We start from the raw sequence: 17819 nt of genomic DNA on the forward strand, positions 1-17819 counted from the left end.
GATCGATGGCTGCCCACGGCAACGACAGGCCGGCAAGACATCCCATCGATTCGCAGGGACCTCGCCACCCCGAGCTTCGCGACCGGTGCCGACTCAAGGCCTTGACCAGCCCGACAACCCCGCCACTTGGCCCATTCGGCCGCACGGGTCTGGACAGGCGCCCACCACGCGATCTATAAATCCATCCCATGTCGGTCCGCCGCTCGCACGAGGGCGGGCATGCCGCCGACACGCCACGAGGGGTGGTTGCCCGACCGTCCGCCCGACGGCCGGGCACCACCCGTGCCCCTCACCGGACGAAGGAGCGTGCGTGATGGACGGCCCAGTGGACCGGAGGGGCTTCCTCGCCCTCGCCGCGTTGGCGACCGGAGCCGCGGCCGTCCCCGGCGGACTGTCTGGCGGACGGGCGAACGCCGCCGTGCCGCCGCACGTCACCCTGCCGGAGCGCGGCATCCACGACACCGGTCACGCGACGTCCTGGACCGACGGCTTCGTGACCGGGAACGGCGAGTACGGCGCACTGCTGCACGGCGCGCCGGCCCTGGAGAAGGTGATCTTCAACTACCACCGGCTGGTCCTGCCGAACGGCACCCGCTCCCTCACCCCGCCGGTGACCGCCGGACGGCTGGAAGCCGCGCGGGACAAGGCCCTCGCGGGCGACTACGCCGGCGCGAACCGGGACTTCGCGGCCGGGTGGTCGTTGCGGTGGACGCAGACCTACCACCCCGCCTACGAGCTCCGGATCTCCACTCCCGGCACGACGACGGTCAACGACTACGCCCGCGTGACCGACTTCCGCACCGGTGAGGTCACCTCCACGTGGACCGACGGCTACGGCGCCTGGACCCGCCGCGCGTTCGCCTCCCGGGCCGACCGGGTGATCGTCCACGAGCTGCGGCCGGCGACCGGGCGGACCGTGGACGCCACGCTCACCGTCCACACCGCACTCGAAGGGCTGCCCGCCGGCCTGCGCTACACCACCCTGGCCACCGTCAGCGGCGGCTCGGGCTACCTGAACCTGCGCGGCGCCTACGCGACCGGGCAGGGCGCGTTCGGCTACGAGGGCGTCACCCGGGTCGTCCCGACCGGCGGCACGGTCAGCGCGAACGGGTCGGCCATCGTGGTGACCGGCGCGACCCGACTGCTGCTGCTCACCGCACTGGACCGGTACGAGACCTCGACCGCCTGGGACTCCCGGCCGCTGCACGCCCGGCTGGCGGCGCTCGGGGCCGACTACTCCGCGCTGAGCTCCCGGCACACCGCGATCCACACCGCGGTGTACGACCGCTCGCGGCTGGACCTGAACGTGTCCGACGCCGACCGGCGGCTGTCCGCCAGCGAGCTGATCGCCCGCCAGAACGGCGACCGGGACGTCATCGACCTCGCGTTGCTCGAACGCCTCTACGACTCGGGCCGGTACTTCTTCCTCAGCTCCAGCGGCATCCTGCCACCGCGGCTGACCGGCATCTGGACCGGCACGTGGTCCGGCGCGTGGGCCGACGACTTCACCACCGACGCGAACGTCAACCTCCAGGTCGCCGGCGGCAACATCCTCGACACGACCGAGGCCATGCGGGGGTACTTCTCCCTCGTCCTCGGCCAGCTCGCGCACTGGCGCACCAACGCGCGCAACCTCTACGGCGCCCGCGGCTTCCTCGCACCGTCCCGCACCGACGGCGAGTACGGGCACATGCTGCACTTCGACCCGGGCTTCCCCGGCCAGACCTGGACCGGCGGCGCCGACTGGCTGCTGTACCCGTTGATCGAGTACTACGAGGTCACCGGCGACCACGCGTTCCTGCGCGACGAGCTCGGCCCCGCGCTGATGGAGCTCGCGCTGTTCTACGAGGACTTCCTGACCCGCACGGACGCCAACGGCAAGGTCGTGTTCGTGCCGTCGTTCTCGATGGAGAACAGCCCCGGCAACACCGGCGTCCTGCTGGCGGTCAACGCGACCGGTGACGTCATGGCCGGCAGGCACGCCCTCCAGGCCGCCATCTCGGCCGCCGACGCGCTCGGTGTCGAACAAGGCGCGGGCCAGGGCGTCGCACGCTGGAAGGCGCTGTTGGCCAGGATCCCCGCCTACCGGATCAACGGCGACGGCGCGCTCGCCGAGTGGTCGTGGCCGACCCTGACCGACCGCTACGACCACCGGCACGTCCACCACCTCTACGGCGCGTGGCCGCTGCACGAGATCAACCCCGAGGAGAAGCCCGAGCTGGTCCGCCCGGCGGTGCGCGCGTTGGAACTGCGCGGCGACCAGAACATCTCCGCGCACGGCAGCCTGCACCGGGCCCTGGCCGGCGCGCGGCTCAAGGACGGCGGCAAGGTCTACGACAACCTGCGCAAGATCATCGGCAACAACATGGTCTTCAAGTCCCTGATGACCTCGCACAACCCCGACCTGGACATCTACAACGCCGACGCCGCCAACGCGATCCCCGCCGTGCTGGCCGAAGCGCTGATCTACTCCCGTCCCGGCGTGCTCGAAATCCTCCCGGCGCTGCCCGCGCAACTGGCCAAGGGCTCGATCACCGGCGTGCGGGCCCGCGGCCGGATCCACGTCCACACCTTCGGCTGGGACCTCGCCGCCCGTACGGCCACGCTCTCGCTCACCTCCGCCGTCGACCAGCAGGTGACCCTGATCAGCCGGCCCGGGATGGCGTCGGTGACGACGTCGGCGCCCGTGACCGCCTCGCCACTGGGCAACCACGCCCGCCAGGTCACGCTGACCGCCGGGCAACGCACGGACGTCACCGTGTCCCTGCCCGCCACCTCCCTGCCGACCGGCTGGCACCGGCTGGTCAACCGGGCGAGCGGCAAGGCCCTGGACGTCACCGGCGCGAGCACCGCCGACGGCGCCAAGGTCATCCAGTGGACCCAGACCGGCAGCACCAACCAGCAGTGGCAGTTCCTCCCGAACCCGGACGGCTCGTTCCGGCTCGTCGCCCGGCACAGCGGCCGCCTGCTCACCGGGTCGGGACAAGGGGCTCAGCTCGACCAGTGGCCGGACACGGGCGGCGACAACCAGTGGTGGCGGCTCGTCGACGCGGGAGGCGGCCACCACCGCATCGTCAACGTCCGCACCGGGCTGTGCGTGGACGTCGAGGGCGGCTCGACGGCGGACGGAGCCCGAGTCGTCCAGTGGCCCGCCAACGGCGGCGCCAACCAGGAGTGGAGGATCGTCACCTGACGACCGGGGCTCACCCGTCGGTGACCGGCGTGCTCGTGCCGTGCCCGTCCGCTCCGGCGCGCACGGCTCGCGGCGAGGCCCCGAGCTCGCGGCGGCACGCCTTGTTGAACGCCTGGAGGTCGTCGAACCCCACCGCCGCCGCGACTGCCGGGATGGGCAACGTCGACTCGCGCAGGAGGTGGCGGGCCCGCGCCAGCCTGCGCCGTCGGATGTAGGCCACCACGGTGTGCCCCATCTCGGCGTGGAACAGCCTGGTCAGGTGGTTGTGCGAGACGCCCGCGGCGGCGGCGACGGCGGGCACGGTGAGCGGTCCCGCCAGGTTCGCCTCGACGTGCGAGACCGCCGCGGCCACCGCGCCGTGCGGTTTCCCGGACACCGCCAGGTCGGCCACCCGCCACAACACCGTCCAGACTTCCGCCTGCGCCATGGCCGCGGACCTCGGCGCGACCGCGATGGCGTGCCGCAGCAGCCCGGCGAGCAGCGGTGTGTCCACCCCGGCGTGCTGCATGACCGGCACGGTCAGCGCCGGGCCCTTCCCGGGCAGGCGCAGGTGCGCGTAGAGGTGCTCGGACCGACCTCGGTAGCGGTACGACACCCGCACGCCGGGCGGGACCAGGCTCACGTGCCCCGGTCGGATGGGGTGCGTCGTGCCGCCGACGGTCAGCTCGGCGGTGTAGCCGTAGAGGTGCAGCTGCCACAGCTCGGGCAGCAGGAACTCGTCGCGACGGCTCGCCACACCGTGCACGGCCACGCCCAGGTTGGCCACGACCGGCGGCGCGTCCAGCCGGACCGTCACGTGATCCATGGTGAAAAATTACCACTAATGGTGAGCACGACCCATTACCCGGCACTGTCGGGCACCTACTGTCTGATGCATGGAAACCACCAGCCACCTGCTGTCCTCGGTGCTGATGGCGCGCTTCGCGGCACAGGGGTTCCTCCGACTCGACGCGGTCGTGCCCGACGACCTCAACGCCGCGGCGGTCGAGGCCCTGGAGCGCGGCATCCCGGGCGTGCCCTACGGGATCCCGCTAAACGTGGCGTTCCCGGACGGCTCGTTCACCCGTCGGCTCGTCGACCTGCCGCCCGTCGCCGGGGCGTTGCGCAGCCTGGTCGGCCCCGATCCCGCGGTCGACCACCTCGCCGTGCACGTGCGCGAGCCGAACGAGGGCAGCGCCCAGCCCCTGCACGGCGACGCGATCATCGACACCCGGCGCGACGCGTTCGACGTGCAGCTCATGTACTACCCGCACGACGTCACACCGGAGATGGGCGGCACGCTCCTGGTGCCGGGCAGCCACCTGCGCCTCACCAACGAGTCCGACACCGGGCGCTACCAGAACCTGCTCGGCCAGGTCCGCCTGACCTGCCCGGCGGGCACGGTGCTGCTGCTGCACCACGGCATCTGGCACGGCGGCCGGCGCAACGACTCCGCGCGGCGCCGGTACATGTTCAAGATCAGGTTCAACCCGACCGCGCCCCAGGTCCGGCTCTGGGACACCCGCGACCTCGACGACCCCGCCGTCGTGGCCGAGCTGTCGACCACCTTCCCCTGGTACGAGCACGCGACCGGGCGGCTGGAGATCTACAACCGGATCGCGCTGTGGCGGACCCTGACCGGCGACGACACCTTCGACATCGAGCACTGGGCCACCAGGGTGCACAACCGTCCGGGGAGGACCGCGTGAAGCAACGGGTGCTGGTGCTGTACCTGGCCACGTCGTCGCTCGACGACCGGGTCGTCGGCTGGGCGTCCTACGACGGCACCGGCCGCACCAACCCCACCACCGGGGACGGCGAGCAACCGCCGTACGCGACCGGGACCGACGCCCTGCGCGACGGCTGGCGGCTCTTCCAGGCCTCCCAACTCATCCCGCCGTACCCCGGCCACGAGTACGACACGTCGTTCCTCAAGCACGAGTTCTTCTTCGAGAAGGTGGAGTGACCCCTGGTCAGCGCGCGGCGAACTGCACGTTCGTGGCCTGGACGACGTCCGGCTCGATCGGCAGGGGATCCACCACCAGGCGCTCGCCGTGGAGGTCGGTGACCGCGACGGCCCCGCCGCAGCCCGCGCCGTTCTCGGAGAGGAAGTAGTTGTAGTCGGTGCGGTGCAGCTGCCGCCACTGCCCGCCCGCCTGGACCTCCAACCGCGCCACCGGGTTCCGGTGGTCGATGACCTGGATGCCGCACCAGTACCGGCTCGACCCGGTCTTGTAGCGCAGGGAGATCGTCTTCGGCAGCTCGGGGCTCACCAGGGTCCAGGTGATCGGGATCTCGCCCAGGTCGGGCGCCGCCAGCCGGGCGAACGCCTCCGCGCTCAGGTCCAGTTGCCCCACCCGGCACGGCTGCGGGCACAGGTTGGTGATCCGCACCGTCAGGCTCGCGCCGTTGGCCGCGCGGACCAGGACGTGGGCGCCGCAGGCCTTGGCGTCCTCGTAGTCGGCCCAGTTCATCGCGGCGGTCAGCGGGTCAGGGCCGGGGTCGTAGGAGCAGGCGCCACCGCCGTCGGAGTCGTAGAACGTCGCCACGCCCTGGTTGACGACCCCCGGCTTGATCCTCCCGGCGAGCGGCGCGTCACCCGCGACGGGCGCCGGTGTCGTGGCGGCCGCCGAGGGCGACGGCGCGGTGTCGGCCTCGCCGATCGCCGCGCTCGGCGACGTGGTCACCGGCGTGCTCGCACTCGGCGCGGTCGAGGAGGTGCCTGCAGTCACCGGGTCGCCTGCGACGGCCCGGTCCTGGAGCACGACGACGACCACACCGACAGCCGCCAGCACCACGGCCACCACCGAGGCCACCAACCACCGTCTTGGCACCGCACCTCCACACACGACGAACAAGGGCCGACGTCGAGCACGGCGGCCGTGATGGTGCCAAACGCAGACCCGCCGGGCAAGTGATCGTCGCCCACCCAGCCCGGACCTGGTCGCACCAAAGCGGTTCCCCGTCCGGTGGAGGCGATGTCCGGACGGGGAACCGCTTTTCAGGGCTGGTCACGGTGTCAGGAACAAGCGGTGCCGTTCAGGGCGGGTGAGCTGAACGGCGGTGTCGTTCCGCTGTAGCTCGCGTTGTAACCGATGGTCGTCGTTCCACCGGTCGGGAGCGACCCGTTCCAGGACGCGTTGGCGACCCGGACGACGTCGCCCGTGTCGGTCCACGTCCCGTTCCAGCCCTGCGTGACGGACACACCGGGCGCCGAGAACGTGAGGGTCCAGCCGTTGAGCAACTGGCCCCGGTTCCCGATCACGATCTCACCGGTGTAGCCGCCCGACCACTGGCTGACCACGCGGTGGGTCACCGTGCAGCCGCCGCCGGGGTTGTTGCCCGTGGTGGTGGTGGTGGTCGTGGTGGTGGTGGTCGACGTCGGGCCGGCCGCGATCGCCAGGTCGTACGCCCGCTGGGGCACGAACTGACCGGCCGGCGCGATGCAGCCGTCCGCCTCACCCGGCAGCTTGACCCACAGGAACGCGGCGATCCTGGAATCGCCCGTGTTCGTCGTGCTGGGCGTGCCGATCGCACGTCCGGCGGGGTCGCACCACTCGGTGCCCAGCGGGCCCTTGCCGTTGCGACTGGTGTCGATCACGGCGGTGAGCCTGCCGTCGCCGAGGGCGTTGAGGATGTTCTTGGTGTAGCTGACCTCGTCGGGCGTGCTGCGGTAGTTCGACACGTTCGACGCGATGCCGTCCGCGCTGTTGGAGATGTCCGCGGCGCGCAGCCTGTTCGCCGCCTCCGACGGGCTCAGCCAGGCCGAGTTGCCGATGTCGTAGTACACCTTGGCCTGCCCGGAACCCGACTTGAGCTTCTTGCCCGCGTAGGCCATCGACGCCCTGGTCTGGGCCTGCTGGTCGGCGTTCTGGCAGTTGCTCATGATCGGGAGCACGTCGGGTTCGAGCACGATCGCCGCCGGCCGACCGGCCAGTCCCGCCGCGACCTCGTCCACCCACGCCCGGTAGGCCTGGTGCGAGGGCGCGCCGCCACCGCTCGCCCCGCCGCAGTCGCGGTTGGGGATGTTGTAGACCACCAGGATCGGGATCTTCCCGGCCGAGGCGGCCGCGCCGACGAAGGAGCTGACCTCCGAGCGCACCGTCGAGGTGTTGGTGGTGGTGTACCACCGCGCCTGCGGCACGGAGGCGATCCGGTCGCGGATCACCGCGGCCCGGGAGTCGCCGGGGTTGGCGGCGACCCACTTCGCGCTGGAGCTCGACGGGTCGACGTAGAACGCCGACTCGGCCGCCTGCGCGGTCGCGCCGCCGCCGACCACCAAGGCCACCGCACCGGCCACGAGTGCGCTCGAGAGGAAGCACGCGGCCGCGGTTCGTTTGCTGGACGTCATGGTGTCCCCTGGCTCAGAACGCGGGGTAGGCGTTTTGGACCAGCGAGGTGAACCCCGCCGGGAACCACGCGCCCGCGTGCGGCGCGCCGGCCATGGCGCCGGTCAGGTTGCCGCCGTTGGCCTGGTCGTCACCGCGGAAGGCGGGGTCGCACATCGGGTCGTGCTGCTTGCCCTCTTCGTTCGGGCCGTCGGTCTTGGTCGCGATGCCGTCGGACTCGCCCGGGGGCTTGATCCACACGTAGGCGTCGAAGCCCGCGCGCGGCGCGGCCGTGGGCCGTGCGCCGATGCCCGCGCCGGCCTGGTTGCACCAGTTGCCCCGGTGGAGCTTGCGGTCGATGCGGCCGGAGTTCACGTACGCGTCCACCGTCGACCCGCTCGCGCCGCTGGGCCGGTTCGGGCCGCCCCAGCCGTTGCGGGAGGTGTCGACCAGCATGCCGATGCCGCTGGGGAAGCCGGCGGCGATGAACCGGTTGCGCATCTCGGTGCCGAAGTCGGCCTCGTCGAAGTACGGGTTCCACTGGTAGAACGTCGCGGACCGCAGCTGCTGGCTGCCGACGGTGAGGTTCGGGTCGGGCAGGTTGACCTCGTCGGTCGGCGAGGTGTTGGCCATGTTCGACACGAAGCCGTCGACGCTGTTGACGCCCTTGGTGGTGCCCTTGATGGCGTTGGCGATCAACGTCACGGCGGGGCCCATGTTCGAGTCCCAGCCCAGCCAGCCGGCGTGCGCGATGTCCACGTAGTTGTAGACGTTCGAGATCGCGCTGAGCTTGTTCAGGGCGTACTGGATGCCCTGGACGTAGGCGCCGCTGGAGCTGGCCTCGGCGCACTTGGGCTTGCTCAGGTTCGTCACCAGGTTGGGCAGCGAGTCGGGCTCGACGATCGCGACGATCCGCAGGTCCCGGTACTTCGAGTCGGCCAGGATCGCGGCGATGGGGTCGATGTACTCGGCCTTGTAGCGCGCCAGGCCGTTCTCGCCGACCTTCAGCTCGCCGTTGGACGCCAGTGCGGCGCAGTCGCGGTTGGGCAGGTCGTAGACGACGACCTGGATCACCACCGGCGTGCCGCCGGCGGACTGCCGCAGCGCCTCGTCGAGGTGGCCCCGCAGGCCGCGCCCGGCGGTGATGGCGCCGATGCGGTCCATCCAGACGGCGGTGGAGTTCTCGGCGACCTTGCGCATGGACGTGCCCAGGGCGCCGCCGGTCGCGTCGGCCAGGGTGTTCACGTTCGCCACGTAGTCGGGGTTCAGGTAGCCCTTGGCGCCCGCGTACGGGTTGGCCACGTGCGTGCCGGGGGTGTCCGGCGTCGTCGTCGTGGTGGTCGTGGTCGTCGTCGTGGTCGTCGAGGTCGTGGTCGAGGTCGACGTGGAGGTCGAGGTCGAGGTCGACGTCGAGGTGATCGGGCCCCCGCCGCACGTGGTGCCGTTGAGCGTGAACGACGTGGGCAGGACGTTCGTGCCCGAGTACGAGGCGTTGAACCCGATGGTCGCGCTGCCACCCGTGGGCAGCGACGCCGCCCACGAGGGGTTCTTCGCGCTCACGTGCTGACCGGACTGGGCGTAGGTCGCGCTCCAGCCGTTGGTGATCTGCTGGTTGCCCGGGAAGTCCCATTCCAGGGTCCACCCGCTGGAGATCGGGTCGCCGAGGTTCTTGAGCGTGACGTTGGCCGTGAAGCCGGTGTCCCACTGGTTGACGCGGTAGTCGACCGAACATCCGGGTGCGGCGCTGGCCGACGTGCTCGCCAGCGTCAGCAACCCCGCGCACAGGGTCAGGGCGGCGGCAGCGGCACCGCCGCGTGCCAGTTTCGTTGCACTCATTCAGGATCCTCGCAGCGTCGATGCTGTGGTGTGAGTTGGAGGTGGAGCTTTTCCGGGAGCGCTCCCAGTCATGGGGTGGCGAATCGGTCGTCGAGGGGTGGACACGGCAAGGCGGCGCGGCGGGCCGCACCTCCCGCGCGAAGAAGGATTCACTTCGGGTCGAATGTAACCACGCCGAACACGGCAGTCAATTGCCCGGAATGCTAAAAGTGTTAGCGCTAACTTTAGCTTTTTGGCTTACGAAGGCCTTTCGCGCCACAAGTCGATCAGGCCCGTCAAGTGCCGCTTTGTGGATTTCTTGCGCGAGATTCACCCCACCTGAACCACCGCTACGATTGGCTTAGACCTAACCTTGTTAGCGCGCACAAGATGGCCGCACGGCCCTGCGCGCCGAACCGCCACCGGTTCACGGTGAAAAGCCCCGGTAGTCGAACCAGTCGAACGCCGCGACCCCGCGCGTGACGTACATGCCGACGACCCGCCCGGCGAGGCCGGTGCTGACTTCGGGCGACAGGTACCGGCCGTCCAACTCCGCCAGCGGGCCCGGATCGGCGCCGACGTGGAACGCGATGGTGTCCGGTCCGGCGGGCTCGACGCCGGCGGGTTCGTCGGTCGGCCGGACGAACGACGGCGGCACCAGGTCTGTCGTGCGGGTGACGACGGTGAGCGTGATCGGCCCCGGAGGTCTGGTGCGACTGGCCACGACCTGGCGCACCGGCCCGATCCTCGCGATCACGTCCACCCGGCCGGGCACCACCTCGAAGTCGTAGCGGTGCGCCTCGTCGCGCCGGATGCTCAGGCCCGCGCGGGCCGTGCCGGGATCGAGGTGGACCGACACCCGCGAGTCGAGGTGCCGCAGCCGGGTGCCGACGAACGTGCAGCCCGGTCGGTCGAGGGTCTCGCCGGTCGCGTGCAGCGTCAGCCAGCCGGGGCGTTCGGTCAACGACCAGGAGCCGTCCGGGAGCCCGCGCGGCGAGATCCAGGACGGCGCCAGCGCGAACCCGTCGAAGTCGTCGCGCGCGGGCTGCGCCGGCGCCGGGTCCGACGCCCGCGGCGCGGGCCTGGTCCCGTCCGCCCCGACCACGACCGGCCACTCGTTGCGCCAGCGCACGGGCGTCAGGAACACCTCCTGCCCGAGCACGTGGAAGCCGGACGGGTGCTCGCGGGTCCCGGGCCGCACCAGCCACCAGGTCCCCTCCGGGGTCGTGACGAGGTCCGCGCGGCCACTGCCCCCGGCCGGGCCGAGCGTGTCCACGAAGGTGCTCGGCGCGCGTTCGAACGGCCCTCGGGGCGTGCGCGCGCGGGCGACCACCAGCGACCGGTCGCACTCGAACAGCAGGTACCACCAGTCGCCGACGTGGTACAGGTGGGGCGCCTTCGGGGTGTCGTCGCAGCTCCAGGCCCGCCACGGTCCTTCCAGCACGGTTCCCCGGTGGGGGTCGATGCGGGCCGTGCGCCCGTCGGTCGTGGCGCACCAGCAGTCGCCGTTCTCGTCCCAGGCCAGGTCGGGGACGACACCGGGGAGGTCGATCCACACCGGGTCCGACCACCGCCCGGCGAGGCGGTCGGTCGTGACGACGAACGTGCCGCCCGCCGACAGGTCCGTCGCGGTCACCCAGAACCTCCCGCCGCGGTGGCGGATGGTGGGCTGGTGGATCCCGCGCGACGCGGGCGTGTCGGCGGGCAGCCGCAGCTGGTCCGGGCGGTCGAGGACGTTGCCGACCTGCCGCCAGTGCACCAGGTCGCGGCTGTGGAAGATCGGCACGCCCGGGAAGTACTCGAAGCTGGAGCACACCAGGTAGTAGTCCTCGCCGACCCGGCACACGCTCGGGTCGGGGTGGGATCCACCGATCACGGGGTTGCGGGCGGTGCGCACGGTGCTCCTTCCCTGGGTCGCGGGTGGACGTCGGACCGATCGGCGCGGGTGGGCCCGGTCCTCTCGCCGTGCTGTGCGCGAGAGGACCGGGTCCCGGAAGCAGCGCCCGCGGGCATTCGTGAGGCGACGGCGCCGGAGGGCGGGCGCGCCGCTCAGGCCGCCGTCAGACGCGGCTCCACCTCTGGTTGGCCTGGCCGTTGCAGGTCCACAGGATCAGCCTGGTCCCGTTGGCGGTGGCGGCCTGGTCGGCGTCCAGGCAGAGGCCGGCGTGGGTGTTGCGGATGGACCCGTCCGCGCCGAGGGTCCACTTCTGGTTCGCCTGGCCGTTGCACGACCACGTGATCACGCGGGTGCCGTTGGCGGTGCCCTGGTTGTAGGCGTCGAGGCACTTGTCCCCGAACACCCGGACCTCGCCACCGGTCCAGGTGGTCCACAGCTGGTTCGCGGCGGTGTGGCAGTCCCAGAGCAGCACGGTCGTGCCGGCGGCGGTGGAGGCGTTCTCGGTGTCGACGCACCGGTTGGAGCCGGCGCCGCGCAACCGGGAGGTGGTGGCGGCGATCGGGCTGCCGCCCGAGACGCGGAACGCGGCCACGCCGTGCGCGGGCACGCTCGCCGAGATCGCGCCGGAGGTGGTGGAGGCGCCGCCGGTCCACAGGTCGGTGAGGGAGAACGACCCGCCGGACAGGCCGAGCTGGGCGGCGGTGGTGGACACCGTGGCGGTGCTGCCGCCCCGGTTGAACAGGCCCACGGCGACCGAGCCGTCCGACAACGCCTTGGCGAAGACCTCGGTGTTGCCGTCGTCGCGCACGCGTCGACCGCCCGCACCGAGCCGGTCCTGGTTCACCGCGAGCAGCCGCGGGTTGCGCAGGATCGCGCTGACGTCGGCCGACATGGTGCGGATGTCGTTGCCCGCCATCAGCGGCGCGGCCATCAGCGCCCACAGGGCGAAGTGCGACCGCGACTCGGTCAGGCTCAGGCCGGGCCGCCCGACGACGAGCATGTCCGGGTCGTTCCAGTTGCCCGGACCGGTCTGCGCGGCCAGCGGCGCGGTGACGTCCAGGACGTTGCCCACGCCCATCGGGTAGCTGTTGGTGTTGCCGTTCTGCCAGATGTTGAGCAGGTCCTCGGTGGTGCGCCACAGGTCGGCGACCTCGCCCCAGTCGTACTTGTCGCCGGTCGGCGCGTGGAAGCTGTTGGAGTTGATGCTGTAGACGATCGGGCGGCCGGTGGCCCGCAGGGCGTCGCGCATGATCGTGAACCGCGCGACCTGCTCGTCACGCGTGCCGCTGCCCGAGCACCAGTCGTACTTCAGGTAGTCCACGCCCCAGGACGCGAACGACCGGGCGTCCTGGACCTCGTGCCCCTTGCTGCCGGTGGAACCCGGGTGCGTGCCCACGCCCTGGGCGCAGGTCTTCTCGTTGGGCGCCTGGTAGATGCCGAACTTCAGGCCCTTCGAGTGGATGTAGTCGCCGAGCGCCTTCATGCCGGAAGGGAACTTCGTCGGGTGGGCGCGCAGGTTGCCCTGGGCGTCGCGCTGCGGGTCGAACCAGCAGTCGTCCACCACCACGTACTGGTACCCCGCGTCACGCATCCCCGACGACACCATCGCGTCGGCGGCCTGCCGGACCTGCGCCTCCGTGATGCCGCAACCGAAGCTGTTCCAGCTGTTCCAGCCCATCGGCGGGGTGAGCGCGGGACTGCCCGGCGCGGCCTGGGCGACGGGCGCGCCGGGAGCCGCGGTGACCACGCCCAGCGCGGCGATGGCCGCCAGGGCGAGGTGGAGGAGTCGTCCGCGTGTACGGGTGGGCATCGTCGCCTCTTCGGTGTCGACCGGACGCCGTCGGCGTCGGTCACGGATGTCGGCAGGGGTGGTCGGTCGGGCGCGCGACAGGTCCGCGGGTGCTCACCGGACGGGATCGCGCCCGTCACCTCGCGGCCTGGTGTCGCGCCAATGAAACTATGACCAACCAAGACGGGTCAAAGCTAAATTGTGAGCGCTAACTTTGAGCACCGCGACGAGGAAAGAGGCAGACCAGGCCTTATCGTCCGGTCACACCTCGACGAGGCCCGGGAAGTTGCCCCGTTCGGACCACCGGCCGGCGTTCGCCACCCGACGTGCCCCACGGGAGGCCGCCGCGCGATCGGCGATCGGCGTGGCGGCGAGCTAAAACACCAGCGTCGACTTTAGCCGGGCGAACGAGGTTCACCCGACGCGGACACGGAAGACGAGTGTTCCTCCACTGTGGACGAGCGAGGACGTCGGCGGATCGGACCGCACTTCCCGGCACGCACCACCCGGGCGAAACAGTTGCGTCACGTCTTGACCGAGCGTGAGCCGTCGTTCACAGTCTGAAGAGCACACCGACGCTCGTGGCCGTGGTTGCCGCCCCCGAACGCGCTTGTTCCCACGGGGCGGCCGACCAGGCTGGATGTTAACGCTAACGCCAGTGCGTCCTGGTCGCGGCCCGGCCCCGTGCGGCCCCCGATGGCGTCCCTGCCACCGCCGGCACCCGAGCCCGCGGTGTCCGACCCGAAGGACATGTGATGGAACATTCGACACGAGCGGTCATTCGGCCGGCGCTCGCGCGTCGACCGAGAACAACGGCGTTGCTGCTCGTCGTGGGACTGATCGCCACCGTGCTGGCGGTGGCGTTCCACGGTTCGGCCAAGGCCGCGGGCACGACCCTGGCCACCGCGGCGGCGGAGAAGGGCCGGTACTTCGGCACCGCGGTCGCCGCGGGCAGGCTCGGCGACTCGACCTACGCCGGGCTCCTCCAGCGGGAGTTCGACATGGTCACCGCCGAGAACGAGATGAAGATCGACGCGACCGAGCCGAACCAGAACCAGTTCACCTACGGCAACGCCGACCGGATCGTCAACCTCGCCCGCTCCCAGGGCAAGCGGGTCCGCGGCCACACCCTGGCGTGGCACTCGCAGCAGCCGGGCTGGATGCAGAACATGTCCGGCAGCGCCCTGCGGTCCGCGATGCTCAACCACGTGACCAAGGTCGCCACCTACTACCGCGGCAAGATCTACGCCTGGGACGTGGTGAACGAGGCGTTCCAGGACGGCAGCTCCGGCGCGCGCCGCGACTCCAACCTCCAGCGCACCGGCAACGACTGGATCGAGGCGGCGTTCCGCGCCGCCCGCGCGGCCGACCCCGGCGCCAAGCTCTGCTACAACGACTACAACACCGACGACTGGACCCACGCCAAGACCCAGGCCGTCTACCGGCTCGTCCAGGACTTCAAGCAACGCGGCGTCCCGATCGACTGCGTCGGCCTCCAGTCCCACTTCAACGCCCAGTCCCCCGTGCCGGGCAACTACCAGACCACGCTGCAGAGCTTCGCCAACCTCGGCGTCGACGTCCAGATCACCGAACTCGACATCGAGGGCTCCGGCTCGGCGCAGGCGGCGAACTACGAGCGCGTCGTGAAGGCCTGCCTCGCCGTCGCCCGCTGCACCGGCATCACGGTCTGGGGCATCCGCGACACCGACTCCTGGCGCGCCTACGGCACCCCGCTGCTGTTCGACGGCTCCGGCAACAAGAAGCCCGCCTACACCGCCGTCCTCAACGCCCTCAACGCGGGCTCCAACCCCCAGCCCGGGGTCATCGACCCGAGCGCGTGGTACGTGCTGGTGAACCGCAACAGCGGCAAGGCGTTGGACGTGTACGGCCTGGCGACCAACGACGGTGGTCGCATCGCGCAGTGGTCGCGCAACGACGGCGCGAACCAGCAGTGGCAGTTCCTGGACTCCGGCGGCGGCTACTACCGCATCAAGTCGCGCCACTCCGGCAAGGTCCTCGACGTGCCCAACTCCTCCACCGCCGACGGCGCCGCGATCCAGCAGTGGACCGACCACGGCGGCACCAACCAGCAGTTCCGGCTGGCCGACTCCGACGGCGGCCACGTCCGGTTGATCGCCCGGCACAGCAACAAGGCGGTGGAGGTGCAGGGCTCCTCGACCGCGGACGGCGCGAACGCCGTGCAGTACGCCGACACGGGCGGGAACAACCAGCAGTGGGTGTTGACCAAGGTGTCGGGCGGCGGCGACCCCGGCGGCAGCGGGTGCGGCAAGGCGCCGACGATGCGCAGCGGCGCGCACACGATCACGAGCAGCGGCAAGAGCCGCAGCTTCGTCCTGCGGGTGCCCGACGGCTACGACAACACCCGGCCGTACCGGCTGATCTTCGGGTTCCACTGGAACGGCGGCACGATGAACGACGTGTCGGGCGGTGGGACGAGCGGTGCGGCGTGGTCGTACTACGGGATGCAGGAGCAGTCGAACAACAGCGCGATCCTGGTGGCGCCGCAGGGCCTGGGCAACGGCTGGGCCAACTCCGGCGGCGAGGACGTGGTGTTCGTCGACGACATGATCAGGCGGATCGAGGCCGACCTGTGCGTCGACCCGAAGCTGCGCTTCGCGATGGGGTTCAGCTACGGCGGCGGCATGAGCTACTCGCTGGCGTGCTCGCGGCCGACGGTGTTCCGCGGGGTCGTGGTGTACGCGGGCGGGCAGCTGAGCGGGTGCTCGGGCGGCACGCAGCCGGTCGCGTACTTCGGGATCCACGGCATCTCGGACAACGTGCTGAACATCTCGGCGGGGCGGTCGTTGCGCGACCGGTTCGTCCGGAACAACGGTTGTGCCGCGCTGAGCCCGCGTGAGCCGGCCCCGGGCAGCCGCACGCACATCACGACCGCGTACTCGTGCCAGCCGGGTTACCCGGTGCAGTGGGCCGCGTTCGACGGTGGCCACGGGCCGGGTCCGGTCGACGGCTGCGCGTGCGAGGACGGCGTGCGGACCTGGACCAAGGGCGAGGCGTGGAGGTTCATCGCCCAGTTCTGATCACGCGCGGACCAACCGGCAGGACGGGGCGCCCGTGCTTCCCGCTTCGCGATCGACCAGGCCAGAGCGGTCAGCTCGGCCGCGGGTCGCGGAACGGCGGAGCCCGGGTGCCCCTTGGCCGGTGCGGCCGGGGTGACCCAGGACTTTCATCGAGCAGGACATGCCACCGCCGGGTGCGGCCGCGAGTCGATGCCGCGCAACCCGGTAGCCGTCACCGCGCGGCACCCAGGATCGGAGGAGGACCCATGGCGGACGAGCCCACCGGGCTCTGGCTGATCGGCGCACGCGGCTCCGTCGCGCCGACCGCCGCTCGCGGGCTGCCGGCCCCGCGCGCGGGCCGGACACCCGTGACCGAGCGTCCCGACCCGGCCGGCGTCACGCCGCCGGGCCGGGCGCGGAGCCGGCGGGTGAGCCGCACATGACGTTCGACATCGGCTACGGCACCAACGGGTTCGCCAACCACCGCCTGGACGACGCGCTCGGGATCATCGCCGACCTCGGCTACACGGCGGTCGCGCTCACGCTCGACCACCACCACCTCGACCCGTTCGCCGACGACGTCGGCGCGCGGACCGAACGGCTCGCGGCACGCCTGTCGGCGCTGGGACTGCGCGTCGTCGTGGAGACGGGTGCGCGTTACCTGCTCGACCCGCGGCACAAGCACCACCCGACGCTGGTGAGCGACGGCCAGGAGATCCGGGTCGACTTCCTGGTGCGCGCCAAGCGGATCGCGGCCGACCTCGGCGCGGACTGCGTGTCCTTCTGGTCCGGCGTCGGCTCCTCGGACAGCTGGGAACACCTGAAGTCCGGCGTCGCCGCGGTGCTGGAACGCGGGCCCGCCGTGCCGCTCGCGCTGGAGCCGGAGCCCTGCATGGTGGTGGAGCGACTGGACCAGGCGCTGCGGCTGCGCGACGAGCTCGGCCGACCCGAACTCCTGGGGATCACCGTGGACGTCGGGCACTGCGTGGCGGTGGAGTGGCAGGGCGCGGCGGCGTGCCTGCGGCAGGCCGGTGGGCTGCTGATGAACGTGCAGCTGGACGACATGGTGCAGGGCGTGCACGAACACCTGGAGTTCGGGGACGGGCAGCTGGACCTGCCCGACACCCTCGGGGCGCTGATCGACATCGGCTACACCGGCGTCGCGGCCGTGGAGCTGCCCCGGCACAGCCACGCGGCGCCCGTGGTGGCGGGTCGGGCGTTCGAGGCGCTGCGCACCGCGAACTGGCTGGCCTGGGCCGAGCAGTCGCTGCGGGCCGACCCCTCCTCGATCCGGACCCTCTTCCCCGTCGTGGGACGAGCGGTGCGCTCCGGCCAGCGCGAGGCGCGGACGCGGCTGCTCGTCGCGTACGTCGAGAACTCCGGCGACGCGGCCGAAGGGCTCACCACGCTCTACCGGCAGGGCACGTCGGCCGAACGCCTCGGGGTGCTGCGAGGGCTCGCCGACATCGGGGACCGGGTGCCGGGGACGGGCGTCGACCTGGTCAAGGACGCCCTGAGCAGCAACGAGAGCGGCCTCGTCGCGGCGGCGATGGGCGCTTTCGCCGCGCGTCACCTCGACCAGCGCACCTGGCGGCAGGGCGTGCTGAAGTGCTTGGTGATGAGCATCCCGCTGACCGTGGTGAGCGACCTCGACCGACGTGCCGACGACGAGTTGCTGCGCATGGTGTCCGCGTTCGCCGACGAACGCCGCGCGGCCGGCCGCCCGGTGCCGCCCGACGCCTTGGAGCTGCTCGGGAAGCCCGCCTGATCCACACCTCCG

General features: G+C 71.5%; 12 protein-coding genes. 6 read left to right on the plus strand and 6 right to left on the minus strand.

Annotation, left to right across the window (positions count from 1 at the left end):
- Positions 1–313 precede the first annotated feature (313 nt).
- Positions 314–3193: a glycosyl hydrolase family 95 catalytic domain-containing protein gene (locus ABTZ99_RS33640; protein ID WP_499617067.1), complete on the plus strand. Its 2880-nt coding sequence runs from the start codon at positions 314–316 to the stop codon at positions 3191–3193.
- Between the two features lie 10 nt (positions 3194–3203).
- Here ABTZ99_RS33640 and ABTZ99_RS33645 read toward each other — a convergent pair whose 3' ends face one another.
- Positions 3204–3998 carry a helix-turn-helix domain-containing protein gene (locus ABTZ99_RS33645; protein WP_499617069.1) on the minus strand — a complete coding sequence of 265 codons (795 nt, stop codon included), beginning with the start codon at positions 3996–3998 and terminating at the stop codon, positions 3204–3206.
- Positions 3999–4068: 70 nt separating this feature from the next.
- Between ABTZ99_RS33645 and ABTZ99_RS33650 the strand changes: the two genes are divergently transcribed.
- Entirely contained in the window at positions 4069–4881 is an 813-nt protein-coding gene (locus ABTZ99_RS33650; RefSeq protein WP_498781934.1) for a phytanoyl-CoA dioxygenase family protein, read from the plus strand.
- Positions 4878–5138, plus strand: coding sequence for a hypothetical protein (locus ABTZ99_RS33655; RefSeq protein ID WP_498781936.1), 261 nt, complete (start codon positions 4878–4880; stop codon positions 5136–5138). The genes ABTZ99_RS33650 and ABTZ99_RS33655 overlap by 4 nt, the downstream gene beginning before the upstream one ends.
- 7 nt (positions 5139–5145) lie before the next feature.
- Here the strand turns inward: ABTZ99_RS33655 and ABTZ99_RS33660 are convergent, their stop codons facing one another.
- From ABTZ99_RS33660 to ABTZ99_RS33680, 5 genes are all read right to left on the minus strand, one after another.
- Complete coding sequence (locus tag ABTZ99_RS33660; RefSeq protein WP_499617072.1) at positions 5146–6006, minus strand: expansin EXLX1 family cellulose-binding protein; 861 nt, start codon at positions 6004–6006, stop codon at positions 5146–5148.
- A gap of 185 nt (positions 6007–6191) precedes the next feature.
- Entirely contained in the window at positions 6192–7523 is a 1332-nt protein-coding gene (locus tag ABTZ99_RS33665; RefSeq protein ID WP_499617074.1) for a glycoside hydrolase family 6 protein, read from the minus strand.
- A 13-nt stretch (positions 7524–7536) separates the two neighbouring features.
- The gene (locus ABTZ99_RS33670) at positions 7537–9336 is read right to left on the minus strand and encodes a glycoside hydrolase family 6 protein (protein ID WP_498781942.1); all 1800 of its coding nucleotides are present in this window, start codon (positions 9334–9336) and stop codon (positions 7537–7539) included.
- 406 nt (positions 9337–9742) lie between these two features.
- Complete coding sequence (locus ABTZ99_RS33675; RefSeq protein ID WP_499617077.1) at positions 9743–11212, minus strand: family 43 glycosylhydrolase; 1470 nt, start codon at positions 11210–11212, stop codon at positions 9743–9745.
- A gap of 163 nt (positions 11213–11375) precedes the next feature.
- On the minus strand, positions 11376–13022 hold the full coding sequence (locus tag ABTZ99_RS33680) for a glycoside hydrolase family 27 protein (RefSeq protein WP_499617080.1): 1647 nt from the start codon (positions 13020–13022) through the stop codon (positions 11376–11378).
- Positions 13023–13819: 797 nt separating this feature from the next.
- Between ABTZ99_RS33680 and ABTZ99_RS33685 the strand changes: the two genes are divergently transcribed.
- From ABTZ99_RS33685 to ABTZ99_RS33695, 3 genes are all read left to right on the plus strand, one after another.
- Positions 13820–16060, plus strand: coding sequence for an endo-1,4-beta-xylanase (locus ABTZ99_RS33685; protein ID WP_499617082.1), 2241 nt, complete (start codon positions 13820–13822; stop codon positions 16058–16060).
- A gap of 245 nt (positions 16061–16305) precedes the next feature.
- Positions 16306–16482, plus strand: coding sequence for a hypothetical protein (locus ABTZ99_RS33690; RefSeq protein WP_499617096.1), 177 nt, complete (start codon positions 16306–16308; stop codon positions 16480–16482).
- Positions 16479–17807 carry an EboA domain-containing protein gene (locus tag ABTZ99_RS33695; protein WP_499617085.1) on the plus strand — a complete coding sequence of 443 codons (1329 nt, stop codon included), beginning with the start codon at positions 16479–16481 and terminating at the stop codon, positions 17805–17807. The genes ABTZ99_RS33690 and ABTZ99_RS33695 overlap by 4 nt, the downstream gene beginning before the upstream one ends.
- The last annotated feature ends 12 nt before the right edge of the window (positions 17808–17819 follow it).

It is taken from the genome of Actinosynnema sp. NPDC002837 (assembly GCF_040295345.1).
Taxonomy (GTDB): Bacteria; Actinomycetota; Actinomycetes; order Mycobacteriales; family Pseudonocardiaceae; genus Actinosynnema.

What these genes read in the sequence shown, in the direction of transcription:
- ABTZ99_RS33640 (WP_499617067.1), top strand. Translation starts at nt 314, where the DNA reads ATGGACGGCCCAGTGGACCGGAGGGGCTTCCTCGCCCTCGCCGCGTTG.
- ABTZ99_RS33645 (WP_499617069.1), bottom strand. Translation starts at nt 3,998, where the DNA reads ATGGATCACGTGACGGTCCGGCTGGACGCGCCGCCGGTCGTGGCCAAC.
- ABTZ99_RS33650 (WP_498781934.1), top strand. Translation starts at nt 4,069, where the DNA reads ATGGAAACCACCAGCCACCTGCTGTCCTCGGTGCTGATGGCGCGCTTC.
- ABTZ99_RS33665 (WP_499617074.1), bottom strand. Translation starts at nt 7,523, where the DNA reads ATGACGTCCAGCAAACGAACCGCGGCCGCGTGCTTCCTCTCGAGCGCA.
- ABTZ99_RS33670 (WP_498781942.1), bottom strand. Translation starts at nt 9,336, where the DNA reads ATGAGTGCAACGAAACTGGCACGCGGCGGTGCCGCTGCCGCCGCCCTG.
- ABTZ99_RS33680 (WP_499617080.1), bottom strand. Translation starts at nt 13,022, where the DNA reads ATGCCCACCCGTACACGCGGACGACTCCTCCACCTCGCCCTGGCGGCC.
- ABTZ99_RS33690 (WP_499617096.1), top strand. Translation starts at nt 16,306, where the DNA reads ATGGCGGACGAGCCCACCGGGCTCTGGCTGATCGGCGCACGCGGCTCC.
- ABTZ99_RS33695 (WP_499617085.1), top strand. Translation starts at nt 16,479, where the DNA reads ATGACGTTCGACATCGGCTACGGCACCAACGGGTTCGCCAACCACCGC.